General features: G+C 48.4%; 32 protein-coding genes. 16 read left to right on the forward strand and 16 right to left on the reverse strand.

The annotated features are described in order from the left end of the window. The first annotated feature begins 114 nt into the window (after nt 1-114). Together HPY31_RS00675 and HPY31_RS00680 are read left to right on the forward strand one after the other, a co-directional pair. On the forward strand, nt 115-1,713 hold the full coding sequence (locus HPY31_RS00675; RefSeq protein WP_172137668.1) for a peptide chain release factor 3: 1,599 nt from the start codon (nt 115-117) through the stop codon (nt 1,711-1,713). A gap of 70 nt (nt 1,714-1,783) precedes the next feature. Next, nucleotides 1,784-2,380, forward strand: a complete 597-nt coding sequence (locus HPY31_RS00680; RefSeq protein WP_172137670.1) for a histidine phosphatase family protein — start codon at nt 1,784-1,786, stop codon at nt 2,378-2,380. Here the strand turns inward: HPY31_RS00680 and HPY31_RS00685 are convergent. The 3 genes from HPY31_RS00685 to HPY31_RS00695 are packed head-to-tail and all read right to left on the reverse strand — an operon-like array spanning nt 2,377 to nt 4,605. Then, nucleotides 2,377-2,916 carry a GNAT family N-acetyltransferase gene (locus tag HPY31_RS00685; RefSeq protein WP_172137672.1) on the reverse strand — a complete coding sequence of 180 codons (540 nt, stop codon included), beginning with the start codon at nt 2,914-2,916 and terminating at the stop codon, nt 2,377-2,379. The genes HPY31_RS00680 and HPY31_RS00685 overlap by 4 nt on opposite strands. Beyond that, complete coding sequence (locus tag HPY31_RS00690) at nt 2,917-4,005, reverse strand: M24 family metallopeptidase (protein ID WP_172137674.1); 1,089 nt, start codon at nt 4,003-4,005, stop codon at nt 2,917-2,919. Nucleotides 4,006-4,053: 48 nt separating this feature from the next. Further along, nucleotides 4,054-4,605 (reverse strand): helix-turn-helix domain-containing protein, encoded by a 552-nt coding sequence (locus tag HPY31_RS00695; RefSeq protein WP_016739815.1) that lies wholly within the window; start codon nt 4,603-4,605, stop codon nt 4,054-4,056. Between the two features lie 171 nt (nt 4,606-4,776). On the opposite strand from HPY31_RS00695, the gene HPY31_RS00700 reads away from it, so the two are divergent. Both HPY31_RS00700 and HPY31_RS00705 read left to right on the forward strand, forming a co-directional pair. Further along, nucleotides 4,777-5,925 carry an MFS transporter gene (locus HPY31_RS00700; RefSeq protein ID WP_172137676.1) on the forward strand — a complete coding sequence of 383 codons (1,149 nt, stop codon included), beginning with the start codon at nt 4,777-4,779 and terminating at the stop codon, nt 5,923-5,925. Between the two features lie 186 nt (nt 5,926-6,111). Next, nucleotides 6,112-7,095 carry an ABC transporter substrate-binding protein gene (locus HPY31_RS00705; RefSeq protein WP_172137678.1) on the forward strand — a complete coding sequence of 328 codons (984 nt, stop codon included), beginning with the start codon at nt 6,112-6,114 and terminating at the stop codon, nt 7,093-7,095. A gap of 56 nt (nt 7,096-7,151) precedes the next feature. On the opposite strand, the gene HPY31_RS00710 is transcribed toward HPY31_RS00705, so the two are convergent. The 5 genes from HPY31_RS00710 to HPY31_RS00730 all read right to left on the reverse strand — a co-directional run bounded on the left by HPY31_RS00710 (nt 7,152) and on the right by HPY31_RS00730 (nt 12,004). Beyond that, nucleotides 7,152-7,946, reverse strand: a complete 795-nt coding sequence (locus HPY31_RS00710) for a DUF817 domain-containing protein (protein WP_172137680.1) — start codon at nt 7,944-7,946, stop codon at nt 7,152-7,154. A gap of 39 nt (nt 7,947-7,985) precedes the next feature. Beyond that, the gene (locus HPY31_RS00715; protein WP_172137682.1) at nt 7,986-8,789 is read right to left on the reverse strand and encodes an alpha/beta hydrolase; all 804 of its coding nucleotides are present in this window, start codon (nt 8,787-8,789) and stop codon (nt 7,986-7,988) included. Further along, a complete protein-coding gene (locus tag HPY31_RS00720) occupies nt 8,786-9,787 on the reverse strand; it encodes an ABC transporter substrate-binding protein (protein ID WP_172137684.1) in 1,002 nt (333 codons plus the stop codon). Before HPY31_RS00720 ends, HPY31_RS00715 begins: the two co-directional genes overlap by 4 nt. A 46-nt stretch (nt 9,788-9,833) precedes the next feature. Then, the gene (locus HPY31_RS00725; RefSeq protein ID WP_172137686.1) at nt 9,834-11,024 is read right to left on the reverse strand and encodes a helix-turn-helix domain-containing protein; all 1,191 of its coding nucleotides are present in this window, start codon (nt 11,022-11,024) and stop codon (nt 9,834-9,836) included. A gap of 152 nt (nt 11,025-11,176) precedes the next feature. Then, the gene (locus HPY31_RS00730) at nt 11,177-12,004 is read right to left on the reverse strand and encodes a sulfurtransferase (protein ID WP_172137688.1); all 828 of its coding nucleotides are present in this window, start codon (nt 12,002-12,004) and stop codon (nt 11,177-11,179) included. A 99-nt stretch (nt 12,005-12,103) separates the two neighbouring features. Between HPY31_RS00730 and HPY31_RS00735 the strand changes: the two genes are divergently transcribed. Beyond that, nucleotides 12,104-12,703, forward strand: a complete 600-nt coding sequence (locus tag HPY31_RS00735) for a DUF502 domain-containing protein (RefSeq protein WP_172137690.1) — start codon at nt 12,104-12,106, stop codon at nt 12,701-12,703. Between the two features lie 95 nt (nt 12,704-12,798). Here the strand turns inward: HPY31_RS00735 and HPY31_RS00740 are convergent, their stop codons facing one another. Both HPY31_RS00740 and HPY31_RS00745 read right to left on the reverse strand, forming a co-directional pair. After that, on the reverse strand, nt 12,799-13,044 hold the full coding sequence (locus HPY31_RS00740; protein ID WP_172137692.1) for a hypothetical protein: 246 nt from the start codon (nt 13,042-13,044) through the stop codon (nt 12,799-12,801). 65 nt (nt 13,045-13,109) lie between these two features. Beyond that, nucleotides 13,110-13,553: a DUF2621 domain-containing protein gene (locus tag HPY31_RS00745; RefSeq protein WP_012685927.1), complete on the reverse strand. Its 444-nt coding sequence runs from the start codon at nt 13,551-13,553 to the stop codon at nt 13,110-13,112. A 168-nt stretch (nt 13,554-13,721) separates the two neighbouring features. Here HPY31_RS00745 and HPY31_RS00750 point away from each other — a divergent pair, with 168 nt between their 5' ends. From HPY31_RS00750 to HPY31_RS00760, 3 genes are all read left to right on the forward strand, one after another. Next, nucleotides 13,722-14,096, forward strand: a complete 375-nt coding sequence (locus HPY31_RS00750) for a hypothetical protein (RefSeq protein ID WP_012685928.1) — start codon at nt 13,722-13,724, stop codon at nt 14,094-14,096. 54 nt (nt 14,097-14,150) lie between these two features. Continuing rightward, nucleotides 14,151-15,110, forward strand: a complete 960-nt coding sequence (locus HPY31_RS00755) for a tetratricopeptide repeat protein (protein WP_012685929.1) — start codon at nt 14,151-14,153, stop codon at nt 15,108-15,110. Nucleotides 15,111-15,175: 65 nt separating this feature from the next. Beyond that, nucleotides 15,176-15,562, forward strand: coding sequence for a VOC family protein (locus tag HPY31_RS00760; RefSeq protein ID WP_172137694.1), 387 nt, complete (start codon nt 15,176-15,178; stop codon nt 15,560-15,562). 81 nt (nt 15,563-15,643) lie between these two features. On the opposite strand, the gene HPY31_RS00765 is transcribed toward HPY31_RS00760, so the two are convergent. The 3 genes from HPY31_RS00765 to HPY31_RS00775 are packed head-to-tail and all read right to left on the reverse strand — an operon-like array spanning nt 15,644 to nt 18,233. Next, on the reverse strand, nt 15,644-16,450 hold the full coding sequence (locus HPY31_RS00765) for an ABC transporter permease (RefSeq protein WP_172137696.1): 807 nt from the start codon (nt 16,448-16,450) through the stop codon (nt 15,644-15,646). After that, nucleotides 16,431-17,234: an ABC transporter ATP-binding protein gene (locus HPY31_RS00770; protein WP_087343928.1), complete on the reverse strand. Its 804-nt coding sequence runs from the start codon at nt 17,232-17,234 to the stop codon at nt 16,431-16,433. The genes HPY31_RS00765 and HPY31_RS00770 overlap by 20 nt, the downstream gene beginning before the upstream one ends. A gap of 6 nt (nt 17,235-17,240) precedes the next feature. Continuing rightward, complete coding sequence (locus HPY31_RS00775) at nt 17,241-18,233, reverse strand: ABC transporter substrate-binding protein (RefSeq protein ID WP_172137698.1); 993 nt, start codon at nt 18,231-18,233, stop codon at nt 17,241-17,243. A gap of 126 nt (nt 18,234-18,359) precedes the next feature. On the opposite strand from HPY31_RS00775, the gene rnz reads away from it, so the two are divergent. From rnz to HPY31_RS00795, 4 genes are all read left to right on the forward strand, one after another. After that, nucleotides 18,360-19,316, forward strand: coding sequence for a ribonuclease Z (gene rnz, locus HPY31_RS00780; RefSeq protein WP_172137700.1), 957 nt, complete (start codon nt 18,360-18,362; stop codon nt 19,314-19,316). 43 nt (nt 19,317-19,359) lie between these two features. After that, nucleotides 19,360-19,584: a hypothetical protein gene (locus tag HPY31_RS00785; RefSeq protein ID WP_016739832.1), complete on the forward strand. Its 225-nt coding sequence runs from the start codon at nt 19,360-19,362 to the stop codon at nt 19,582-19,584. A 26-nt stretch (nt 19,585-19,610) separates the two neighbouring features. Further along, nucleotides 19,611-20,267 carry a YczE/YyaS/YitT family protein gene (locus HPY31_RS00790; protein ID WP_172137702.1) on the forward strand — a complete coding sequence of 219 codons (657 nt, stop codon included), beginning with the start codon at nt 19,611-19,613 and terminating at the stop codon, nt 20,265-20,267. Between the two features lie 128 nt (nt 20,268-20,395). Beyond that, nucleotides 20,396-20,485, forward strand: coding sequence for a YjcZ family sporulation protein (locus HPY31_RS00795; protein WP_100169674.1), 90 nt, complete (start codon nt 20,396-20,398; stop codon nt 20,483-20,485). Nucleotides 20,486-20,594: 109 nt separating this feature from the next. Here HPY31_RS00795 and HPY31_RS00800 read toward each other — a convergent pair whose 3' ends face one another. After that, the gene (locus tag HPY31_RS00800) at nt 20,595-20,867 is read right to left on the reverse strand and encodes a stage VI sporulation protein F (protein ID WP_016739834.1); all 273 of its coding nucleotides are present in this window, start codon (nt 20,865-20,867) and stop codon (nt 20,595-20,597) included. Between the two features lie 187 nt (nt 20,868-21,054). Between HPY31_RS00800 and HPY31_RS00805 the strand changes: the two genes are divergently transcribed. Then, on the forward strand, nt 21,055-21,975 hold the full coding sequence (locus HPY31_RS00805) for a S8 family peptidase (RefSeq protein WP_016739835.1): 921 nt from the start codon (nt 21,055-21,057) through the stop codon (nt 21,973-21,975). 69 nt (nt 21,976-22,044) lie between these two features. Here HPY31_RS00805 and HPY31_RS00810 read toward each other — a convergent pair whose 3' ends face one another. Next, a complete protein-coding gene (locus tag HPY31_RS00810) occupies nt 22,045-22,371 on the reverse strand; it encodes a hypothetical protein (RefSeq protein ID WP_172137704.1) in 327 nt (108 codons plus the stop codon). 69 nt (nt 22,372-22,440) lie between these two features. Between HPY31_RS00810 and HPY31_RS00815 the strand changes: the two genes are divergently transcribed. Beyond that, nucleotides 22,441-22,893 carry a YaiI/YqxD family protein gene (locus HPY31_RS00815; RefSeq protein ID WP_172137706.1) on the forward strand — a complete coding sequence of 151 codons (453 nt, stop codon included), beginning with the start codon at nt 22,441-22,443 and terminating at the stop codon, nt 22,891-22,893. Next, nucleotides 22,890-23,558 (forward strand): phosphatase PAP2 family protein, encoded by a 669-nt coding sequence (locus HPY31_RS00820; protein ID WP_172137708.1) that lies wholly within the window; start codon nt 22,890-22,892, stop codon nt 23,556-23,558. The genes HPY31_RS00815 and HPY31_RS00820 overlap by 4 nt, the downstream gene beginning before the upstream one ends. Nucleotides 23,559-23,566: 8 nt before the next feature. Here the strand turns inward: HPY31_RS00820 and HPY31_RS00825 are convergent, their stop codons facing one another. Further along, nucleotides 23,567-24,448 carry a LysR family transcriptional regulator gene (locus HPY31_RS00825; protein WP_172137710.1) on the reverse strand — a complete coding sequence of 294 codons (882 nt, stop codon included), beginning with the start codon at nt 24,446-24,448 and terminating at the stop codon, nt 23,567-23,569. A 134-nt stretch (nt 24,449-24,582) separates the two neighbouring features. Between HPY31_RS00825 and HPY31_RS00830 the strand changes: the two genes are divergently transcribed. Then, nucleotides 24,583-25,800 carry an MDR family MFS transporter gene (locus tag HPY31_RS00830; RefSeq protein ID WP_172137712.1) on the forward strand — a complete coding sequence of 406 codons (1,218 nt, stop codon included), beginning with the start codon at nt 24,583-24,585 and terminating at the stop codon, nt 25,798-25,800. Nucleotides 25,801-25,831: the final 31 nt, after the last annotated feature.

Below are 25,831 nucleotides of genomic sequence, written 5' to 3' on the forward strand. Positions count from 1 at the left end.
CTGAATATTATATCGGTTTAACGAAAAATTACTAGGTGGATGCGGCAAGCATTTGTCGGTATAATCGTAGAGGAAACGAATGTGTTACTTATTTGCGATGACAGGAGAATGAAGATGAGTCAATCCAATCCCCAATGGGAAAATGAGATAGCAAAACGCCGTACCTTCGCCATCATCTCCCACCCGGATGCGGGTAAAACGACAATGACGGAAAAGCTGCTCTACTACGGCGGAGCCATCCGTGAAGCAGGGGTGGTCAAGGGTCGCAAAAATTCCAAGCATGCCACCTCCGACTGGATGGAGATCGAGAAAAAGCGTGGAATCTCCGTTACGTCCAGTGCGATGGATTTCGAATACAACGGACACCATATCAACATTTTGGATACACCTGGTCACCAGGACTTCAGTGAAGATACGTACCGTACGCTGACGGCTGCTGACGCTGCTGTGATGATTATCGACGTAGCAAAAGGGGTAGAGGCACAGACGATCAAGCTGTTCAAGGTCTGTCGGATGCGGGGTATTCCGATTTTTACGTTCGTGAACAAGCTGGACCGCCACGGTAAAGATCCATTCGAGCTCTTGGAAGAAATTGAGCGCGTATTGGGTATTCGTTCTTATCCGATGAATTGGCCAATTGGGATGGGCAGCTATTTCAGCGGCGTATTTGACCGTATGAAGTCCCGTGTCGAGCTGTACCAAAGCAATACACAGCACGAAGAGATTTCCTTTTTCCCTGTAGAGGGAGCAGAAGATCCATTGATCGGTGATCGTGTCGGTCAAGAACTGTGGCAGCAATTGCAGGACGAAATCTCGCTGCTGGATGTTGCAGGAGATGAATACGATCCGGAACTGATCAACAAAGGGCAACTGACGCCTGTTTTCTTCGGAAGTGCCATCAATAACTTCGGTGTACAAACATTCCTGGATAACTTCCTGCAAATGGCGCCAGCACCTTCTGCGAAGAAGAGTACAGAAGGATTGATTGATCCGTATACGAATGCGTTCTCCGGCTTCATCTTTAAAATCCAAGCCAATATGAACCCAGCTCACCGAGATCGGATCGCTTTCTTGCGTATTTGCTCCGGCAAGTTTGAGCGGGGGATGGCAGTCAAGCACGTCCGTCTTGGCAAAGACATCAAATTGGCGCAGCCGGTACAGTTTATGGCACAGGACCGCGAAATAGTCGATGAATCGTTCGCGGGAGATGTCATCGGTCTTTTCGACCCGGGCATTTTCCAGATCGGCGATACACTCTGCGTCGGAAAATCGTTTGAGTACGAAGAAATGCCGCACTTCTCGCCGGAGTTTTTCTCCAAGGTGATGGTGAAGGACGCGATGAAGCACAAGCAATTCCAAAAAGGGATCATGCAGTTGACCGAGGAAGGGACGGTGCAGTTATTCCGTACCCATCCGATGGAAGAGCTGATTCTTGGTGTCGTAGGTGTGCTGCAGTTCGAGGTACTGGAATACCGTTTGAAAGCCGAGTACGGGGTAGACATCATGCTGACTCGTATGCCGTATCAAATCGCTCGCTGGCTCGAAGGGGAGAAAGCAGACCTCGATGCTGTGAAGAACCGAACCGTTTCCGACCGTTATGGCCGTCCGGTTATGCTGTTTGAGAGCGAGTACCAGCTGCGTGTCGCGATGGATAAGTACTCGAATATCAAGTTCCACGAGAGTTCTCTTGGTTTGAAATCCGTTCATTCTTAATTGAAAAAGGAAATGCAGGGCCTCCCGTTCACGGTGAGGCCCTCTTTATCCCTCAGGAGGAGGCAAAACAATGCAAATTTTGTTGATTCGACATGGACAATCCGAAGCTGACATTTTGAATGTACATGAAGGTAAGGCAGATTTTTCTTTGACAGAAGTAGGGCGTAAACAGGCACGGCTCATGGCAACACGTGTTCTAGAGCAGTTTCCTCCAGATTTTATTTGGGCGAGCACACTCAAGCGAGCCAGTGAGACCGCCTCTATTTTGGCTGAGACAGTGGGGTGTTCGGTTCAGTACATACCCGAGCTGCAAGAGCACAATAATGGGGACCTGGCAGGCAAGCCCTTAGAGGAAGTCCCGTTTCCATGGGGAATCTTGCCGCACGAAAAGCTGGGCGGAGATGGCGAGAGCAAGATCGAATTCCGCGCACGCGGGGAGCAAATCTATTCCGCAATCAGACATCTTAGTACTTCCTATAAAAGAATCGCGATTGTTTCCCACGGAGGCATGATCTCAAGAATCATCGAAAGCTTCTTACAACTGCCTGTCTTGCACGACATTTACTTTGCCACAGGCGACACTGGTATCCACTTGTTGGAGTATAACGAATACGGACGTCTGATCCATTTCACCAATTCTACGACTCACTTGGACAGCATAGCCTAGAATTCGATGGCAAAAAACCTGACCTCCTTCGTATCATTGGGAAGGGTAATCATCCCTTTTTCTTGCAGACCGATTTTCTTTAGAAGATTGGCAGAAGATGCATTATCGGGGTGGGTGATTGCTACGATGCGCTTTAAGCCGAAAACTTCTTTTCCGTGGGCAAGAACGGCAGAAGCTGCCTCATAGGCGTAGCCTTTGCCCCAGTATGCGGGTAGTAAGGCAAAGCCGATATCGACATCCTCCAACGAATCTCTCTTGATCAGTCCACATAAACCGATCGGAACATTTCCTTCCTTCAGCTCGATCAAATACAGGCCAAAGCCATGCTTTTCATACATCGCGACAGCGCCATTCAAAATAAAGTTGCGGGCTTCTTCCGTCGTACGAAGACCACGATCGCCAATAAAACGAATCCAAGAAGGCTCATTCATCAGTTTCAAGACAAAATCAGCGTCTTCGGCAGTTTGCCAGCGGAGGATGAGACGATCTGTTTCCAGTACTTTCAAAGAAACGACACCAGCCTTTGCTTTTATCATTTATCCGATAATTTGCAGCTCTTTGGGAAAGGATGTCAATACTTCTACGCCTTCCTTCGTGACGAGCACATTGTCTTCAATGCGAATGCCACCGATCCTCGTGTTATAAATGCCCGGTTCAATCGTGAAAACCATGCCTGGGATGAGCTCTCCTACCGCTAGGCTGTGAACGTAAGGCGCTTCATGGAGCTCCAGTCCGATCCCGTGCCCGACACGATTGATAAAAAATTCTCCATAGCCCCGGTCCGCAATGACAGCTCGTGCAGCTAGGTCAACATCTGCGATAGAAGCCCCTGGCCGAACGGCCTGTATCCCGGCCAGATTCGCTTGTAAGACCGTATCGTACATGTCCAGCAATTCTGCACCCAGTTGACCGACAGCAAAAGTACGAGTCAGGTCCGATACATATCCATCGACATACACGCCAGCGTCAATCAACAAAACTTCTCCTGCCGCAATCACCCGTTCCCCTGGATCACCATGGGGCAGTGCTGCTTTTTCTCCAGCCAGCACAATCGTTGAAAAGGAAGGGCCTTGTGCTTTTAGCTTCTTCATCTGGTATTCGAGCTCTGCGACAACGTCTAGCTCCGTCATCCCTATGGATATCAGCGGGAGCGTACGGCGTAGAGATTCCTCCATGACCCAAATAGCCCGCTTGATCGTAGCGATTTCAGACGCATCCTTGGCCACACGTATACTGCATAGCAAGTCACCGACATCCACTGCTTCTGTAGCGTGCACGGTGGATACGAGTGCCTCGTATGTTTTTGCTGTCAAATGGTTCTTCTCTACACCAATGTGAGAGAGGGAAGAGGGCAGCAAATGCCCCAGCACGGTTAGCGCATCCTGCGAATCGTCATGCGTGTAAATCATAATGGCGGGACAAGCCTCCCGTGCTTTGTCAGCGTCCAGCAGTGGAACGAAGAGGAAGGGGGACTCGCCTCTCACCAAGACGAGGCCCATAAAACGTTCATGTGGCTCTGTCAAAAATCCGGTAAAATAGTACACGTTTTTGGGATGCGTAATCAGCAATGCGTCCAGTTTCCTGCTTTCCATATACGCGTGCAGCTTTTCCAGTCTTTCTTGCATCCAGATCACCCTTTTTTATTGGTAGACATGCGGATGAGACACGTTGCGTTAGGTTCTAAAAATGACAGGTGTCAAAACGGACAGGATCTCGGCTTCTTCAACAGTGGAAGGATTGTACCACGTATGTAGGAGAGAGGAAGGAAAGTGGATCGTGTCTCCTTGCTCGAGATGGTATTCTGTTTCGTCGACGACGATGGTGACACATCCTTTAACGACGTAATAAAACTCTTCACCGGGATGCTGAAAGGCGACATGCTTCGTCTGTCCGGGTGGCAACACGTTGAGGAGGGGCTCAAGTGCTCTGTCGGGGAAATTCCCACCGATTCGAACGTACTTTACCGGTGACCCTTCAATCTGCAATGTTTTACGCTTTGCAATGGGCGTGTGGTACGAGACATCTTTTTCTACTTCAAAGAAGTACGTAATGGGGACACCCAGACATTCCGCAATTTTTTGCAGGGAAGTAATCGCGAGCGAGCTGTTGCCGCGCTCTACTTGTGATAAGAAGCTGACGGAGAATCCTGATTTCTCACTTAAGTCCTTTAAGGTAAGCTCCTGCTGGATACGAAGTGCTCGTATTTTTTTGTAAACGTGCTCCAAAAAGTCACCTCCTGTTCAAAAAGTAATTACGGTATTACAGTAAATATTACGGTAATACAAAAATAATTGCTACATTTATTCCGAATCTTCCTTCTTCTTTTTGTATCCTACTTGTACCATTCCCTTCATATACTGGGACAAAGACAGGCCGTTTGAGAGGAAGGGAATGCTTTGAGGGCTCTCTTGTTAGTGGTTTTGTTTCTGGTTGCCTTTGACATGCACGCGCAGACGCCTCTTCTTGCGCCGTATTTAAACGTATTGGGTGTATCCGCTGCGATGATCGGCTTTGTGCTCGGCGGTTATGCGATCAGCAATTTGACAGGAAACCTGCTCGCTGGCCCTTTTCTTGATCGCTATCCGAAAAAATGGTTTATCGCAGGTGGGTTGATTTTGGCTGGCGTAATGCTGATTGGTCAAGGCATCGTGCAAAATACAGCGGGCTTCTTTACCTTTCGGCTGATGCTCGGGTTTTTGATGGCGTTTGTATCTCCTGCTTGTTCTGCCTTGCTCGGAGAAACAGGGAAGACGGCACTTGAGCAGGGCGAGATCATGGGGAAAAAGGGATTGGTCCTTACCGCGGCAGGTATCGTATCTCCGGCAGTCGGTAGCTTTTTGGCGGTGCAGTTCGGCTATGGTCAATCATTCGTGATTCTCGGCTACATGATGATGATTGCGGGCGTTTTCGCTTGGATGATGCTACCCGAAAGAATAGAGGGAAGCACGTTGTCAACGCCACGAAGCAAAGGTGGGGGCAAGCAGAGCCTTACTGCCATCCTGGAAAATCGAATGCTGTATCCTGCGTTTCTCGGGGGATTTGCGATCATTTACGCACAAGGAACGATCATCTATGAAGTGCCTTTGCTCATCCAAAAACAAGGAATGTCCCCCGCCGTTACTGGCATATTGTTCAGCTTGAAAGGGTTGGGGGCACTTGCGATTTTGTGCCAGTTTTGGCTGCATCGGATCCCAGTTGAGACGAGAACGTTTGCCGGATTGGGTGTGCTCAGCCTTCTTCTGTACGCGCTGGCAATCGGGCTGGCGATTCCGATTCACGTCATGATGTTTTTCTTCGGTGCGTGCTTTGGGATGCTGTTCCCAGCTTTTGCGACCGTTTTGACGGTACATTCACCGAGAGAACAATACGGTAGCGTGTTTAGTATTTACTCAGCGATATTGTCGATCGGAGCGGTATTGAGCCCCGTATTGGCAGGCTTGCTGGGGAATTGGCACCATTCCTACTTCATTGCGTTTTTTGTAACCGCGGGTGTCTGCCTGATCGGGGGACTGCATCGATTCTTGTTAAGCGGGGTTCCACGCTAAGAGGATAAGGACTTTCTGCTAGGGAGCAGAGGGTCTTTTTTGTTTCCATAAAACAAAAAGTTGAGCATCTTACCATAATCGGCTATAATACCCATTGTGATTATGATAATTATTCTCAATTAAAATGCGTTCAAGTTGGCAATTTTTCGTTGCTTGAGGGCATGAAGCAGATGGGGGAACGAACCAATGAAGAAAACAGCCAAACTTTCGATAGCCAGTGTCGTATTGGCAAGCCTCGTTACAATCGTGAGTGCTTGCTCTGGCCAGCAAAACGCTGCGAGTCCAGAAACACAAGCGAGCAACAGCCAGACCGCGACATCAGCGGCTGAAGCCCCACGGGTACTGAAGGATGCGATGGGAAATGAAGTAACAGTCCCAGCCCAACCGCAGCGCGTGATCGCTTCTTATCTGGAGGATCATTTAGTAGCGTTGGGAGTGAAGCCAGTTGCTCAATGGTCAGTAGGGAACAGCCAGGTACAAGGCTACCTGCAAAAAGAGCTGGCGGGTATTCCAGCGATTCCTTATGATCTGCCGCCAGAGGTCGTGATGAGCCACAGCCCTGACCTGATTATTTTGGAAAGCGCGACCCTAATCGAAGGGGACAAGTATAGCCAGTACTCGAAAATCGCTCCAACTTACACCATTGGAAAAGAGAAGAACAGCGATTGGCGTAAAGAGCTCCTGACTGTAGGAGAAGTCCTCAACAAGGGGGAAGAAGCGAAGAAGGTGCTGGCGGATTACGAGACATTTGCAGCCGAGTCCAAGCAAAAGCTGCAGAAAGCGATCGGGGAAAAATCAGCGGCAGCACTGTGGATGACGGGGAAAAATGTGTACGTAGCACGTCAGGACTTGTCTAGCGGCGATGTGCTTTACAAGGATCTTGGGTTTAAGGTTCCTGCCATCGTTCAGGAAATCTCCAAGTCAGGAGATGCAAATTGGAACGCGATTTCCATGGAGAAATTAGCTGAACTCGATGCCGAGTATTTGTTTATCGTAAACAGTAATCCGACTGCTGTGGAACAGCTTCAAAAGGATCCAGTATGGACGAATATCCCTGCTGTGAAGAATGGAAAAGCGTATACGTTTGCGAAAGATTCCAGCTGGCTTTACACAGGCGTCATTGCCAATCGTCAAATGATTGAGAAGGTACTCAGCAACGTTATGAAATAAAGAAGAGAAAGCCTATCCACCCCTTGACGTTTCGTACGAAAGAGTGGATAGGCTTTTTATATGTGTTTCTTGCTATCTTGGGATTGGGACCTTCTGGATTTCACATGCTTCAACTCCGCCACGATAATGAAGCTCACGATGACGAGCAAAAACCACGAGCTGATTTTACTAAGATGCACGAGCTCCCAGCCTGCTCTTTGATTCGGATAATTCCAAGCGCCAAGAAACGTCGCTATATTTTCCGCAATCCAAATGAAGAAACCGATCAAAAAGTAACCAAGAGGGATGGGCATGAAAAGCCGCTCGTTCGCGACAGTGAAATAAACACGTGTTTTCCAGAAGACAATGAAAATAGCTGCCATCAGCACCCAACGCAAATCCCCAATATAATGGTGGGTGAAAAAGTTCAGATAGATCATTGCGCCCAAAATGGTGGCGATAATCTGATTTGGCCAGCCAGAGAGAGAAACCTCTAAGCGACGCCACGCTTGACATAAGTAGCTCGCGACACTGGCGTACATGAACCCACTGTAGAGAGGAACGCCAAACACCTTGCTGTACGCATCCTCTGGATAGCCCCAAGATCCCATATGTACCTTGAATATTTCCAAGCACAGCCCGATCACGTGAAAGACCGTGATGACCTTCAATTCGTCCCGAGACTCCAAGCCGCTCTTCACCATGAAAATCTGGAAGAGCAGGCAGAGCAACAGCAGGAGATCATACCTCGGCAAACCAGGAATGGTGACGAATTTGGACAAGGCGAGCGAACCAAAAATAAAGACCGGAAACAAGCAAGACATGGCTTCTTGATAGCCGAAATGAAGCAATAGACGCATATATCGTATCATTAGTCTGTCCTTTTCGTTTACGAAAGTAGTTTCAGAGGGCTAATCCGCAAGCACAAACCGCACAAGTCTATTAATAGCGGAAGGCAGCACGCTTACGTGGCCCTCATCTTCGAATTTGATGTAACTCACTTGAACACCTTTGGTAGCGAGTGGTTCCATGCGCTCGACGACCTGTTGTGCACCCTCGACCATGAAGGTGAGCTCATCGCCGCCAACAATGACAAGCAGCCTTATTTCATGATCACTTTTCCATTCGGTGATGAAGCGTTCCTGCTCTCTTAATACTTCGTCATTGCCCCACCAGACGGAAGGGCTGCCTGAAACGACGTGTGAGAAAAGCTTCGGGCGAGAGAACATCGTATACAGGGTGAAATGACCGCCCAAGGAATGGCCGAAAATCGCCTGTTTATTCGGATTTACCTGCCATTCGGAAGAAATAGCTGGCATCAGCTGCTGTTCAAGGAAATCGAGGAACATATCAGCTCCACCATGCTCGGGCCAAGGCTGCCCATTCGGTCGGTCAGGAAGTGTAGCTGCATCCACAGGCATGGTCAGATCGTAACAACGGCGGTCCATGTCAAATGGTAGTCGGGAGGGATAGCCGATTCCTACAACAATGGCTGGGTTGTAGCCCTTGGGCTTGCGGGTTTGCAACTTTATTGTCTCCGCAATTGTTCCGAACATCGCATCGCCATCCACGGCATAAATAACCGCATACCCCTCAGGAGGGGCCTCAGCTTCTGGAATTGCAATCATAATCCGATAGTCACGACCATGGCTTGATTGCAGTGTCCATTCCACACAATTATGAGGGGAGTAGCTATTTATCTCTATCATTCTCATTTTGCAATCAATCCTTTCACATCGTCAATGACTTTCCTATGTGCGATCAGGCCGCCACTTAACCAGTGATCTCCCTCTACTTTAAACGTACGACCGTTCTTCACAGCCTGCATGCTTTTCCAAACAGGACTCTCTGTTAATTCTTTCTCGAACGTATCCCCCGTACCAGCGTCATTGATCAGGAAAATATAATCCGCATCCAGATCAGGTAAGCTCTCCAGTGATAAATGGATGTCGCCGCCGGATACAACCTGGCTCGGCAAAAAGCCTAGCTCATTGGTAAGTACATATCCACTAAAGAAATCGTACTTGATGAAGAACATGCCTCTGCCATTGAAGCGAATGATCGCTGCTTTTTTGCCTTGGATATGAGGGGCCAGCTCCTTTTTGGCTGCCTCGACATGCTCCTTATAGGTCTGCAAAGCTTTTTCAGCTTCCGCCGACTTGCCCAACAGATCGCCAATCACTCGTACGGAAGAATCAAGATCAGCATTTGCTTGCTTGAATACATACGTCGGCGCAATCATCTTATATTTATCGTACACGCCGCTTTCGATATGGTTGGCATTGTGCAAGAGGATGAGGTCTGGTTCATGGGCCATAACCGCTTCCGGCTCTGGAGGCAATCCGCCTGTGAACGCAATGGACGGCACATATTTTAGTTGATCTTGCAAATACATTTTCGGTCTTGAGCCAGACGACCACTGCACGACCGGAGCAACGCCCAGTGCGACCAAAGTATCTTCCAGATTGGGAGCGAATATTTTGGCAGGTGCGGCAGGCAACGTCAGCTCGTTACCCATTTCATCTTTTAGTACCCGCGGGTAGGCAGGCTGGTCAGAAGAGCTCTTTGCCGATCCTGCTACATTCCCAGTCGCGGAAGAATCGACCTTCTGCGCTACTGCCTCACTATTTGCATGGTTCCCGCAGCCTGCTGCCAGTCCTGCAACGAGCATCGCCGTGGTCAGCATCAGCACAAGGCTAGTTTTCTTTTTCATAAAAGTGGAATCCCCTCTCGATGATAATGTTTCTCGCTGGAAAACATTATAATTCACCCAAGAAAGGGGCTCCATGGACAACACCTTGAATGGCATTTGGACTTTTCCCCGTTATCATCAGCACGATCTCATCCAGCATTCGGTTCATGGCAACCGGTGAATACTCGTACCACGGGTTAGAGGGCAAGGAGTAGAGATAGCCATGTTGAACAGCGCGAAGTTCTCTCCAAAGCGGATGATGCTGGAGAGTCAGCCAGCTTAGGCGTGTCGATTCATCCAGACAAACGAATAACAGGATTCGCTCCGGGTCATAGCTCGCGAGCTGCTCGAGCGTGATTGGCCGATTGCAAGGTTCCGTTTCCTCTTCCACAAGAGAAAGTTGCAAGTCATCGCACAAAAGCTCCTTCATTCCCTTGTTGTTGTAGAGATGGATGCCCTCGCGATAGAGCCGAATGATTGCAATTTTATCTTGTTTGAGCACGGACTGCAGATCTGCGCGAACGGCAGCAGCCTTCGCTTCATAAAAAGCGATCCAAGAGTCACAAGCTGCTTCTTTGCCCGTGTAGCTGGCAACTTCACGTAATTGCTCTCTCCAGCCAGAAGATTGGAGAGTGAAGACGTCTATGCCATGTGCGGACAAACGTCGCCTGGTAGTCTCGGGAGGCTCTATGTGGCTAATGACAACATCCGGCTTGGCAGAAAGAAGCCTGATTTCCTGATTGTCATCGTTCCACGGTGTTTCGACTGCTTTTAACTGAACCGCGATCTGTTGCTGATACTGCTGATAGTAATAGGGGGTCCACTTCGCATCCAGGGGAGCAGCGACTGGTATTATCCCCAGTACGACTAGATGTCCCAACAGGGAAGGGGAGTAGACGGCAACTTTGCGTTCGGATGCTCTTTCATACGCGGAAGGGGATACACCCACTTCCTTCTTGAACTTCCGACTAAAGTAAAACTCATCGCTATACCCGATTGTTTTCGCAATATCCCGCAGCTTCATATTCGTCTCACGTAACAATCGCTTGGCGTGATTGATACGCAGACTCGTTACATAATCCATAACACTTTGTCCGTAAGCCTTCCTGAACGAATCGCCAAAATAGCTCGGACTCAAGTTCGCCATCGCTGCCAACGTAGTTACGTTTAATGGACGATCGAAGTTACAGATTATATAGGTGCGAACCTCGCTGAGTGACATTTGGCGATTAGGCTCGTATTCTTCGTTATGCTTCATGAATCCATCCACCTTTTCAGGCACGTGCACAAGTTTATGATAATGATAATTATTATCTATGAGTGGTGGCGAAAATGATAGAGGAAGAAAAAAATAATGCGACCGCTCCCCAGTATCGTAGGGAAGCGATCGCCGCCATTCCAATTATGGAATTACTCTTCGCCGGTAGCTACCGGATTATCCGGATACGAGCTCCAGTCACTCCAACTGCCCAAATACAATTTCACATCGGTTCGACCAGCAGCATGGAAAGCGAGCAAATTCGAGCAAGCCGTCACACCTGAGCCGCAGTAGACGATCAATTCTTTATCAGCGTAAGGAGCGAGACGCTTTTGCAGCTCGTCTGCCGGAAGCATCGTCTGATCAGCACCGAGGTTGTCCTTGTAAAAGAAATTGTGCGCCCCGGGGATATGACCTGCTTTTGCGTCGATCGGTTCGTTCTCACCGCGGTAGCGTTCTGGCGCACGAGAATCGAGTAATACAGTGTGCTCGCTGCGCTTTTTGACACCTTCCATGTCAACCAGCATGTCGTGACGGACATGGGGGACGAACTGACGAGCTTGTACAGCAGGTACTTCTGCTGTTACCTCATAGCCAGCCTTTTTCCAAGCAGCATATCCGCCGTCAAGTACAGCTACCCGATCATGACCAAGGTACCGCAGCAGCCACCATAGCCGTCCTGCCATTGCCATTTCCTGATCATCGTAGGCGATGACGGTCGTGTTGGCATCGATTCCCGCATTTGAAAAATGGGCAGCCAGCAGATCCGCATCTGGCAGAGGATGACGTCCGCCATGCTCGCTTTTCGAGCCAGAAAGGTCACGGTTCAGATGAAAGTAGAGGGCTCCCGGGATGTGATCGTTCTCGTATTCCTCTGCACCTGCTTCAGAAGCACTTAAAGCAAAACGACAATCGACGATCACCAAATTTTCATCGTTCAGATGATCCTTGAGCCATTGAGGTGTGACAAGTGCTTGCATGAATCTCCCTACTTTCTCTTTTTTTCTTCATCATAGCAGATGGCAATCCAATCAGGTACAATAATTACGGGATTGTGGTTAGGAGAGAGGAGAAGACAGATGAAGCGTTTCATTCGCTATTTTTTAGAGGGGTTATTGTTTGTCATTCCTTTGGCAGTGACGATTTATATTTTGTACTGGATTTTCACGACCGTGGATAACTGGTTCTATTTGCTGGTCCACAAGTGGTTTAATCTCCAAATTCCAGGACTGGGTGTTCTCATGACCATACTGGGCATCACGATTATCGGCTTCCTTGCATCCAACGTGCTGACACGCGGAGTGCTTTCGCTCGTATCCACCGTCTTCGAGAAAGTGCCGTTTATCAAACTCATCTATACGTCCATCAAGGATTTGATCGGAGCGTTTGTAGGAGAGAAGAAGAGCTTTGACAAGCCAGTGCTCGTGATGCTGTCCAAGGATGGAAATGCAAAAGCCATTGGGTTTATTACAAAGGAAAGCCTCGATTCTTTCGGTCTCTCAGACCACGTAGCAGTCTATCTGCCGCAGTCGTACAATTTTGCAGGAAATCTCCTGTTGTTTCCGAGTGATCAGGTACAGCTTCTCGATACGGAAAGCTCAGAAGTCATGGCATTCCTGGTATCAGGTGGGGTATCCGGAGGGCAGAAAGACGTAACCCAAAAAAGCAGCGATGCTTAAAATCATACAAACCTCCAATCCCACTAAGCTTGTGGTTTTGGAGGTTTGTTGCAAGACACCCAAACGAATTGGAGTGCCTTCTCATTCTATTAACGTTAGCTACTAAAAAATGAACTATGGCTGGAATATTTGCGACGATAGTGACGATGACCGTATGTTCGATGCCCGGTCTTCCATGAGGGCCGATATCGGTAATCACTGCTACTGCTGTATTTGTGATAGCCACGTCCGGTCATTTTCCATAAGAACCGGGCGCCTTTCTTAAAGAGGACCGCCACAATGACAATCGCAACGATCAAAATAACGAAACCGATTCCCAAAATCGTGAGTAGGACTGACATCCACATCTTCTCCTTGACAAAAAGGTCTTACCATTTTCTACGGACGACTCCATAGGAAGTTTCAATTATCCCTCGGCATTCAAATATTTCTCATAGGGCGTATAATCGATTTCTTTGGATTTCAGGTGGGCGATGAGCCATTTGTGGTCACGCTTGGGGGTTGCTACAATGTACCCCTTTACAATCAAATCTGTTGTAATGGTGGTTGCTTTCTCTTCCAACGCGATCTGGCCGATTTTCGCTGCGATGGATCGTCTTGCAACATCACGAAACAACTGTGGCACAGGATCAACCAGTTCATTGAGCAAGGTCAGACCCTCATCTGTCCAGAGCGCACGTGTCTGATCAATGTAATGGTCCTGCCAATCCAAGTCAGATTTTCCGTCTTGCTTGGGCATGGACTTGAGAAATTTGCGGAACATGAAGTACCCGCCAATCGCCATCAGGCTTACGAGAACAATGGTCCAGCCAACGATAAACAGGGAAAACCCTGTAGACATTTCACCCATACCTTGTACACCTCATTACCAATATCCATTCATTAGTAAAAATTGTACCTTATTTTGGTTCGGGCAACAAACTTTTTGTGCGTTTTCCTATCCTTGGGGGTTTGCTCTTCCCAAGAACACATACAATTTAGTATGATTAGAATTAATCTTTATTGGGAGTTGACGCTCATGTTCAAGCTTGGACAACGCGTCGTCATTGTTGCCGACTCCTTCGAGCAAGGTTTGCCTTTGGGTGAATACGGTTACCTGATTGCTCGTGACCGCAATCCGGACAGCGCATTTTCTTGGGTTTTACGCATTCCAAAAATTGATAAGCATATCGCCGTTGTAGAAGAGGATATCGCCTTGGAGGAGCAATTGCTGGAAGAAGAAGCTAATCGCATCTCGCATGAGGCATTACTTGACTTTGCATTGGCGACAAGGAACGAAGCACTGTTTCGACAACTGATGGGCATGGAAGATGCAGAAGAGGCAAATGACGAACCGGCGAAGGAATCAATGGAGGAATTTATCCGTAAAGTAAATATCAAAGCATGGATCTAATTGGCGATACAAGCATTTGACACTTTTGTGAGGAAATGAAAGCGAGGCTGTTTCATGTCTGAATTTGTGACGTTTACCAATGAATTTGGTCAAACCATCGATATGTCCCGAGAGGATTACCAGAAAAAAATAATTCCGCAAAATCTGGATAAGTACTGGGATGAAAAAGATAAGCTTCGCGATTTTGCGATGGAGTTGGTGAAGGGTCAATTTCACGAGCAAGCCGCTGTCGCTGCCGACAGGCTTCTCGAATTATACGGGCCAATTGAGTCTGCTCTCATTTTCCGTGCAGTCGTTCATATGCAGGCGAGAGAGTTTGAAAGCGCTAAAAAAATCCTGACAGATTGTCTGGAACGATTCCCGTCATCGGGTACGGCTTGCACCAATTTGGCAAAAATCTTCGCGTTTGAGGGAGATGAGCCAAAAGCGTTCGAGACCCTACATACAGGTCTGCACAAAGACCCGAATCAAGAAAATGGCTTGAACATGTTTGTCGAGAGCTTCATGCAAAGAGGGAAAAAGGATGAGCTGAAAGGGCAACTGGAGGCGCTGGCAAGTAAAGAAGGCGCTTGGAGACCACAGCTTCAACTAGCTCGTATTGCTTTGACGGAGGAGGACCTCCTGAATGCGATGAAGTGGTACACGGTAGCGATTGAAGGAGCGAAGGACCGCTTTGAGGTCGTGATGACGGTGACTGGAGAATTGGGACAAGCAGGATATGTCTATCAATTAATTCAGATTTGTGAAAAGTTCTGGACGCCGCACTTCCCGTATCCATATGCAGGCTTCAACTATGCCAATGCTCTGTTGGCGACCGATCAGATGGAAAAGGCAATTGACATCCTACGAAACATGCAAGAGCATTTGCCAGATAACTACAAGCCAATGATCGACCACTTCCTGAATCGGGTACCTGGAGCGCTCGAAGTGGAAGCAGCCACCAAACAGAAAGTCGTCGAGAGCCAAATGGACGATCCGATGACGAAAAAGAGCAAGTGGAAGTTTTGGAAGTAAATGAATAGCTAGGGCGCCCGGCATTTCGCTGTCGGGCGTTTTTCTGTAAGAAGGGGGACTGTACGATGCTACATCATGTGGAAATGTATGTCTCCAATCTGGCACGCTCCAAAGATTTTTGGGGCTGGTTGCTCGAGGGGGAGCTGGGCTATACGCGGTATCAAGAATGGACCAGTGGAGTAAGCTGGAAGCAGAATGGTACCTATCTGGTTTTTGTCCAGGCAGAAGGGCGATTCCTCGACATTCCGTATCATCGTTGTCGAGTCGGTTTGAATCATCTGGCATTTTACGCACGGGATCGAGAACATGTGGAAAAGCTGCGGGAGGAAGCTGCTCGTCGCGGTATCTCTATGCTCTATCAGGATCGGTATCCGCATGCTGGAGGCGAGGGGCATTATGCATTGTTTTTCGAGGACCCAGATAGAATAAAGGTCGAGATCGTGGCTCCCTAACCTTGTCAAAATATACTGGCCCATGAAAAAACGGTGCAATCATCCCCGGTAGATGGTTGGCACCGTTTTTTTAGAAGCCATCTATTTGAACTGGCTGGTGAGCCGCCGCTCTATATAGGCTACACCTTGATACATCAGGGTAGCGATGACCGCGATAATGGCTAAGCTCATCATGACCAGGGTGAAATTAAACACTTGGAAGCCGTATATGATCAAATACCCCAAGCCTTGCTGGGATACGAGAAACTCTCCGACGATAACGCCTACCCACGAAAGTCCGACATTCACCTTCAGTGTTGCGAGGAGGGTTGGGATGGTAGCTGGCAAAATGACGAGCGTGAAGATTTGCCGTTTGCTCCCTCCGAGTGTTTGCACGACTTTGACGTAATTTTGATTAACTTCCTTGAAGCTGGTGTAGACGTTGATCGTGGTGATGATAACCGAGATCGCGCATCCCATGGCTATGACGGAGAGCAAACCTGGACCAAAGCCGACGATGAAAACCGGACCGAGCGCTACCTTTGGCATACTATTGGCTATGACCAGGTAAGGCTCTAGTACACGGGAGAGAAAAGGGGACCACCATATAATCGTAGCCATGACGGTTCCTAGAATCGTTCCTAAAAGAAAGCCGATAATCGTTTCCCATACGGTCAAGCCGACATGTGGGAGAAGACTGCCATCTTGCAGCTGCAACCAAAATTGAGCCCAAATCTTGGAAGGGTAGCTGAAGATGAGCGCATTAATGGTATTGGTTCGAGCCAATAGCTCCCATAAGCCAATAAATACGAGAAAGAGGAACAGTTGTGTGGTAAAGACGGAAAAGCTCATTCGCTTTTCTAGCTGCAAGTAGCGGCGGTGGACGGATTCAATTTCCTTTGGCTGCATCAGACACTACCTCCATCTCTTTCCACACGCGATGGAACAAGTCTTGGAATCCATCATGATTTCTGGCGGCGAATGGCAGAGCATCCCGGATTGGACTGGGTACGACAATCTCGCTGTTGATGCGTCCCGGGTTGCGTGAAAAGATATAGACGCGATCGCCCATCGCGATCGATTCGGAGAGATCATGTGTCACAAGGACTGCCGTTTTTTTATGCCGTCGTAGCGTTGAAAAGATCAAGTCTTCGAGCTTCAGTTTCGTCTGGTAGTCCAATGCCGAAAATGGTTCGTCAAGCAACAGCACATCAGGTTGACAGGCGAGTGTTCGGACGAGGGCAACCCGTTGCCGCATGCCACCCGACAGCTGCAAGGGAGAGGATTTGCGCACATCGGACAGCTCCATTTCATCCAGCAGATGCAGGGCGTATTCTTCTGTTTCCTTGGTACGGATGCCTTGGATATCGAGTCCGAGAAACACGTTGTCCTCGATGGAGCGCCAGTTGAACAAATAATCTTGCTGTAGCATGTAGCCAACTTGCCTAGACGTTCCGTTGACTTTTCTACCGTCGATCCACACCTTGCCTGCTGTCGGCTTCTCAAGCCCTGCAATGAGGGAGAGCAGCGTCGTCTTTCCGCAACCGCTGGGACCAACCAGACAGATGAATTCGCCTTCCTCCACGCGCAGGTTAATGTCTTGGACCGCCATGAACGCCCTGGTCGTGGATAAATAAAGATGGGTCACGTGGCCGAGTTCTATTTTTGCCGGCGTAGAAGAAATCTGCTTCATGAGGGCCTATTTCCCTTCTTTGGATTGGATAGCAAAAGTGGTGTTTACCAGCTTGTTGTATTCAGCGCGTTGCTTTAATTCACCAGCGGAATCCATGATATCCTGTAGCTGGTTCCATTCCTTTTCGTCCAGAATGGGATCTGTGGCATAAGAGCCCTGTTCCAGGTAACGCTGTACAGCGGTTTCCAGAATTTTTGGATCGATCTGCTCGAAGTACTTGCTTATCACATCAGCCGTTTCTTTTGCACTGTGGCTGGCAACCCACTGTTGCCCTTTGTAGACCGCATTGGTAAACTTTTGAATAGCTGCTGCGTTGCTGTCGATATAGCTTTGTTTTGTCATGAAGACCGTGTAAGGAACGGTTCCGCTCTCTTTGCCAAAAGAGGCAACGACATGGCCGATTCCTTCCTGTTCAAAGCGGGAGGCTTCCGGCTCAAACAGCTGTACATACGCTCCGGTACCAGATGCGAAGGAAGACGCGATATTTTTGAATTCGATATTCTGAATGAGTTCCAGGTCGCCTTGCGGATTGATATTGTGCTTTTTGAGTACATACTCTCCAACCATTTGCGGCATGCCGCCTTTCCGTTGCCCCAAGAAGACATTGCCCTTTAGCTTGTCGAAAGTAAAGTCATCCATTTTGGTGCGGGAGACGAGGAAGGTACCGTCTGTCTGAGTAAGCTGCGCAAAATTGACAACGGGATCGGCAGCTCCTTGCTGAGAGACGTAGATGCTGGTCTCGGAGCCGACTAGCGCGACCTCGATGCCGCCAGATAACAGAGCTGACATCACTTTATCTCCGCCGGGTATGGTGGAGAGCTCCACTTCCAGCCCTTCTTCCTTGAAAAATCCTTTTTCAAGTGCGACATATTGCGGGGCGTAAAACAAAGAACGAGTCACTTCACCAATTCTTATTTTTTCGGGAGTGCTGGAGCAGCCAGACAAGACGGCCGTCATAGCGAAAAAAGCGGCCAGCCCCAGCGCTAAAAATCGTTTCATGATTAGGAGTCCCTCCTTGCTAGGCTTTGTATGTTGTAGGCTATGCGCCCAGACAAAAAAGGGTGAATGCCTAGAGATAGAGACAGGCACATAATGAGGGAAGGCCACAAAGGAGATGGATATAGCGTGATCGTTACATTTTTAGGCACCGGATCAGGTGCACCCACTACGCGAAGAAACGTAAGTGGGATCGGCTTGCGATTTTTACAGGCAGGAAAATGGTGGTTGTTTGACTGCGGAGAGGGGACTCAGCACCAGCTACTGCGTGCGCCGATGAAAATTAGTCAATTGGATAAAATCTTTATCACTCATCTGCATGGGGACCATCTGTACGGACTGATCGGACTGCTTGCGAGTCGTTCTTTGCGCAATACTGAACCCACTCCGTTAGAGCTGTACGGACCACCAGGGCTCGACCGATATTTTCGAGGTATCATGGAGGCAAGCCCGGTTCATTTGCAATATCCATTAGAAATAAAGATCGTCAGTGAGGGCGTAATCTACGAGGACGAAGAGATCGTGGTGAGCTGCCGAATGGCGAAACATCGTGTGCCTTCGTTTGCTTATGCCGTAATGGAAAAGGAAAAGACAGGAGCATTTCAAGTAGAGCTGGCAAAGCAGGCTGGAGTGCCGTCAGGGCCGTTATTTGGAGCCTTGAAGAGAGGAGAACAGGTCACACTCGAGGATGGTCGTGTTCTGGACGGAAAGGACTTCGTTGGAGAGCCGCAGCCAGGGCGCAAAATCGTCTTCAGTGGAGATACCGAGCCGAGCCAAGCGGTTTTGGAGCTGGCAACAGGGGCGGATTTGCTCGTCCATGAAGCGACCTACGCCCATCACGACAAGGAGCTGGCGACCAGAAGCGGACATTCCACAGCACGCGAGGCTGCACAAATTGCCAAAGAGGCGGGCGTAAAAGAACTGTGCCTGACTCACTTCAGTCCACGTTACGAAGATGAAGACGGAGATTTTTCGATGGAGGATCTGTTGGCAGAGGCGCAGCAAATTTTCCCAGCTACCCAATTGGCTGATGATCTCGGCAGCATTTCTGTAAAGCGAGAGAGAAACGATGGGAGAAAGCAATAATCCCTGCTATAATGAATGATCACAATGGAGGAGGTGGGGGAGCATGAAGCGGATTACTTTTACTACACCACAAGAACTCATTCAACATTGTCAGTCGGAAGAAGTCAGCCTCGTCGTCGAATATCGAGACGATGTGAACAAGCAGCGCCAGGTCATTTTGACGGGAGAGCAGCTTGCCGAGGCACAGACCTACCTGAACTTCTCCAAATCTGAAGCGTATTACCGGAAGGACGGACTTTTTTACGAAGTCATTGCAGGCTGGAAGTAAAACACATCGTCAGGAGATGAGTAGACGTGTCTGGCAGAGGGTTCAACCGGTCGATTGCAGTTCGCTACATGATGTTTGTCCTTGGCTTGTTTGTTGGTGCATTCGGTACGGTGCTGGCCATTAAAGCAAATCTGGGCGTAGCCCCTTGGGAAACCTTTCACATCGGCTTGCAAAAGACATTTGGATTAACGATTGGTCTATGGTCTCAGATCGTAGGAGTCGTTGTCATTTTCGCCACGTATTTGGTGGCAAAAATCAAACCTAATTTTGGAATGTTCTTAAATATGGTTTGCTTTGGCGTTTTTCTCGATCTTATCTTATGGTTGGATTTTATTCCTGAGGTGCAATCAATCTGGGCGAGAGTCTTGATGTTTCTCGCAGGTGTTGTTGTTTTGGCTGTCGGAATCGGGATGTATTTGTCTCCTTCTCTAGGAGCGGGTCCGCGCGACAGCTTCATGCTGGCGATGAACGAGCGTCTTGGCTGGAGTATTCAGCGAGTTCGCCTCATCATAGAAGTAACCGTTCTGCTTGCAGGCGCTGCTTTGGGCGGACCTGTGTCAATCGGCACGATACTAATAGCGCTGTTAACGGGACCATTGATTCAACGGACGATTCCGTTTTGGCGTCAAATTATGAAAAAGCCGTACGCTCTGCCAGAGCCAGTTGAAAGACAAGCGAGCTAATCTCCACTCCATTTGCCAGTACCTGTGTAAAAATACGGGAAAAACGGTCGTGTATAGGCGAAGGTCCAATCATCCTTGAGCATTCGCACATACAGTATGACTAGTTGCTGGCAAAGGAGGGAAAGCGAATGAGTCTGTTCAACGGAGGATTTGACGACTTTGCTTTAATACTGGTGTTGTTCGTATTGCTCGTTATCGTTGCTTGCTCTTGCGACTAACGAAAACACTAGGTAGCTTCGCCAGAAGGGAGAGCGATTTTTCGCTCTCTCTTTTGTTTTGCAAAAAAAAGCTTCGCCATAGAGAGGCGAAGCAAAGGGGAGACCTATCCTATCCGAGGCGATCGTGAACTTGTTTTTTTACACTGGACATTTGCTGGTCGGATAATTTGACACCGACCGCCTTGCTGACTTTTTTAATCAGCTCGCTTAATTTCTTGTCGTCCCTCAAGTCTTTCATGGAGAAGTCTTTTGCCAGCGACCGGACATCGCCCATCGTCCATTTTTTCTTGCTTTTCTTGTTGATGGATTTCAATAAATCACGTGGATTGCCCTTCGCTTTGAGCTTGACTTTTGCCCTTGCATTTCCTTTTGCTTTTGCCATGATGCAACGCTCCTTTCAAAAGAATACGTCTGCCCTATGCAGTTATATGGAAAAGCAAGGGGGTTCGCTTGGACAGATTCACGTCGTTATTCGCCTATTTTGCTTAACGTTGTGCAATGGCCCAAACCCATAGGGGGAGCCGTGACATAGGATGAGTCAGAACGATGCATGACAGGAGGCTAGTGGGTTGAAAATTGTCAGCTTTCATCGGGATACGCCGTTTACCGAGATACTGTCAGATTTGAAAACCAAGGTTCTGACGAAAACCGAGAGACTTCCATGGCGATGCTATGATGACCTTTCTTGCTTGTGTGTCAAACAAAAGATTTTTGAGCAGCATGAGGAGCTTTTTCGAAGGTACAAAGCGATGGTGGAGGAGAACATTACCGTAAGCGTCCATGCGGAAGGGGAGGATGAAATCCCGTGGGGCGTGAGATATGTCGGGGCACAGAGATTGTGGCGAAAGGGTCGTGGAGCAGGCGTCAAGGTCGCTGTCATCGATACGGGAATCTCCCGCGATCATTTTGATTTGAAGGATCAAATAAAGGGCGGCATCCAGCTTGTCCGCGGCAAACAAAATGGACACGGTACGCATGTCGCCGGGATCATCGTAGCTGAGATGAACCAAAGAGGAATTGTCGGAGTGTCTCCAGAGGCCCATTTGTATGACGTTCGTGCTTTTGATTATGATGGTCAATCATCTTTGTCGACCATTTTGCAGGCCCTGCAATGGTCGATTGCCAATAAGATGGATGTGATCAACATGAGCTTTGGTATGCCCCAATATAGCGAAGCAATGGCAAGGGCAGTTGGTCGGGCCCATCAACAAGGAATCGTACTGGTAGCTTCGGCAGGCAACGGAGGGGGAGAAGCGGAGTATCCAGCCCGGTACGATGGTGTCTTAGGGGTTAGTGCAATAGATCAAACGGGAAAATTGGCATCGTTCAGTGCGAGAGGCAAGGGTGTAAATATGAAAGCACCTGGAGTTGATATTCTGTCTACGTGGCCGGGGAATCAGTTTAAAAAGCTGAATGGCACTTCGATGGCTGCGCCACATGTAGCAGGGCTGAAGGCGCTAGAAATTGGTCGCAAGCGAAAAAGAGCATAGCGACCCTACGAAAAAAACAGCTCCGAGGCTAGAAATGAAGCCAAGGAGCTGTTGCTTTTTACAAACGAATTATTGATGGATTTTGGTGTCATGGTCTTGCTGGACACGGAACCATATATTAAGATCGTTAATAACACTGGCCAATTCGTGGATCTCGCTGTTTAATTCGCAAGATCTGACGAAATTTTCTTCTTCGGACATTTGGTTGGTTTTCTCAATGATAACCTTCTCTACCCGGTGTATTTGATCTGGAATGGACGCGCGGATTTCTTCCCATTCTAGCAACATGTCCGCTCTTTCTACAGTCGAATAATCTTCCCATTCCAGATGCAGCACGGGAAGCCGTATACCTAGCCGTTCATCATGGATAAATTGATAGCGCAAAGGTGAACTCACTCCTCTCCACCTCCATCATACCAAAAATGAATCCGTACGGGGAGAGAAATACACACGAAAGGAGCAACCATGTCAAAAGGACGTGTTCTTATCGATGCGGATGCTTGTCCGCGCCAGGCACTCTTAACTGCCCAAGCATTGTGCAAGGAGCTCGACTGGCTCTGTCTGACCTTTGCCAGTTATAATCATCAAATCGGCAACGCAAATCATGTGACGGTAGATGCCGGCCCACAAGCGGTAGATATGAAGCTCGCGAATGAAACGAGTTCAGGAGATGTCGTGGTGACGCAAGATATTGGTCTGGCGGCGCTCATTCTCGGGAAGAGGGCCCATGCCCTGACACCACACGGGATGGTTTTTGACCCGGAACGGATTGCGTTCCATTTGGAAGAACGAAATGAAAAAGCGAGATATCGACGCGGGGGAGGTCGTACGAAGGGGCCTGCTGCTCGCACGCGTGAAGACGATCAGCGATTTGCGGAGTCCTTGCGCTTTTTGATGGAAAGAGGAGATCAACAATGAATCAGACAACGAGAAAAAATGGATATGTAGGCGGAGCACTTACATTTGCGGTACTTGCTACGATCATGTTTGCCCTCTATGCATCGGGGAAAGTGGCAGGTATGGATCAAGCTGCCATTGCATTTGCGGAGTCGATTCGCTGGGATGTTGGGACTGTTTTTTTTCGATGGATAACCAATCTGGGCGGAGGCATGTTTCTTGTACCAGTAGCGGTGATTATAATCGCTGTCCTATACATAAAGAAATATCGTGAGGAGGCAATGTTTGTTCTCATTTCCCTCGCTGTCAGTGAAGTTGCAAATGAGCTCTTAAAGCTTTTTTTTGCCAGACCTAGACCGAGTGGCGTCAATCTGATTGAGCTTCCGGAGTCCTTTTCGTTTCCGAGTGGTCATGCGATGATTGGGCCAGCCTTTTATTGCATGGTCGCATTTTGGATTGCCCAATGGTTTGCGGAGAAAAGATGGTCGTCGCTCGTTCAGCCAGCGGCTTTTATTTTTGTAGCATTGCTCGCGTTCAGCCGTGTGTATTTGGGCGTTCATTATTTGAGTGATGTGCTTACCGGCTTTTTCCTATCGATGTGCTGGTACTTTCTCCTTCGTCTTGGCTATGAAGAAAGGATGGGGAGACGAAGCACAGTCGTCGACCCCGTACCTCATTCCAGATAATCATGAAGCTAGGTGGAATACCCTAATTCACTCATTAAACTCAGCCATTTTTCTACGCTGGGTTTATTTTTTTTGTCCTTCGGCAAGACGATGTACGCCGAGCGTTTGGGAGGCTTATTGCCTGTTATGATCAGTTCCTTCAAGGTACCAGCCGCGAGATCGGCTTTGACGGTAGAGCGCGTCAACAAGCTCACGCCGAGACCTTCTTTTATCAGATCGATGGCGAGCTCCGCTTTGTCTACGGTTAACTTGGGTACATAATTACGCGGCAGTGTCTGTCTAATCCACTCGTTAAACGGAGGGCCCCAATTCATGTACAGCAACGGGAGATTGCGCAGCTCGCGCGAATTGACCTGTGTAGATGCGGCAATGGGGCTCTCTGGAGAGCACACTAGGACGATTTCATCATCCCACGTTGGAATGACTTCAAAGTTGGGCAAGGATGGGGGAACGTATACGATTCCGATTTGAATCACGTTGTCTAGCAAATACTGGATGACATCGGATGAGTGGCCTGTCTTTGTGCTAATCGCAATTTGTGGATAGCGATAGTGGTACTCTTTCAAGATCGGCTCGAGGGTAGAAGTCCAGATCGCATTTAAGCTGCCGATTGATAAATAGTCTTCATAAGGCTGGAGTGAAGCAACTTCATTTAGGGCTTCATGGGACAGTTTGAGGATTCTCTCTGCATACGGTAATAGGGTTAAGCCCGCTTGCGTAATTTCAACACTTCTTTTATCACGAATGAAAAGAGGTTTGCCAACTTTTTCTTCCAGTTGCTTGATTCGCATTGTCACCGTAGACTGGACTAAGTGGAGCATTTCCGCAGCCTTGGTGAAATTTTTCGTTTGGGCCAATGTGTAGAAAGCGCGTAATTGTTCGAAGTCCATACAGTTGGAATCCCTCTTATCTAAATATTTGATTACCATATACAAAAATGTTCGTTTCCAAAATTATACCCTGTTCGCTAAGCTGGGGATATCCTTATTTCATGTGGGCTATCGGGAGAGCGAGGGGTATTGGAATGAAGTGGGAATGGTGGCGAGAAACGCCCTTTTCAGTGAAGCTCTTGTTAAGTACATCTTTTATGATGAATATGGGTTTTTATGCATTAATCCCCTATCTCACTTTGTATTTGACGGGCAGCATCGGTTGGACACTGGCGATGGCAGGGATTGTCCTGAGTGTCAGACAGTTCTCCCAGCAAGGTCTTGCCTTTTTAGGTGGTGTGATCGCGGATGCTTTCGGATACAAAGGGGCGATGTTCCTCGGATTGGGCGTACGTGCCGTTGGTTTTGCGATGTTCGCTTTTTGTACCGAGACATGGCACTTTTTTGTTGCCGCGATTCTTTCCGGTTTGGGTGGGGCGTTGTTTGAGCCTGCTTGCTCTGCTGCCTACGCCATTATTACACCTGAGGCCATTCGAAAAGAAGTATTCTCCCTTCGCAATGTGCTAGGCAATATTGCGGTTGTCGGTTCCCAAATCGTGGGGACAGCACTCTCGGCTATTGATTTTACGTACATTTCGCTGTTTGCAGGGGCCGTTTTCGGAGTGAATACCATCGTGATCTTCTTTTTCTTCCCACCGATTCGCGCCACGAATACACGGCATAGTATATGGGAAAGTATGTCTACGGTAGTGAAGGACAAGCTGTTTGTAAGATATACCTTTATTTTGATGGGGTATTATTATTTGAATATGCAGGTGTTCTTAACGATTCCACTGTTTGTTGAAAATGTTACACATAGCAAGGTGAATGTAGGGATCGTGCTTTCTGCGCTTTCGCTGTTTGTGATCTTATTTCAAATGAAAGTGACACAATTGCTGGAGGGTTACCCGCAAAGGCTTACCTTGATTGGCATCGGGACGTTGTTTATGAGCGTGGGACTATTTTTGTTCACGTTTGCCGATTCTTTGTGGCTTATCCTCTTGGATGTGTTCCTTTTTGCACTGGGTACCATGATTGCTGTTCCGAATCTGGTGGATGTCGTTCCCCGTTTTGCTCCCAAGGACTTGGTGGGCGCCTATTACGGCTTCAACGGGTATTCGATTGCCATCGGGGGTTCATTTGGACAGGTAGCGGGAGGATGGGTGTACGATGTCGGGCTGCGTTTGCAAATGCCGTGGCTGCCGTGGACCATTTGTTTGGTCATCGGGTTTGGGGTGGCCTGGATGCTGCATCGTATGGAACAACAAACCGGACAAATCGGGAATGATCTAAAGAAAATAGCTCGATCGTAAATATTTTTGGGCGAAATGAAACATTTTCCAT

Origin of the sequence: Brevibacillus sp. HB1.3, assembly GCF_013186635.1 — a bacterium.
Classification (GTDB): domain Bacteria; phylum Bacillota; class Bacilli; order Brevibacillales; family Brevibacillaceae; genus Brevibacillus; species Brevibacillus brevis_D.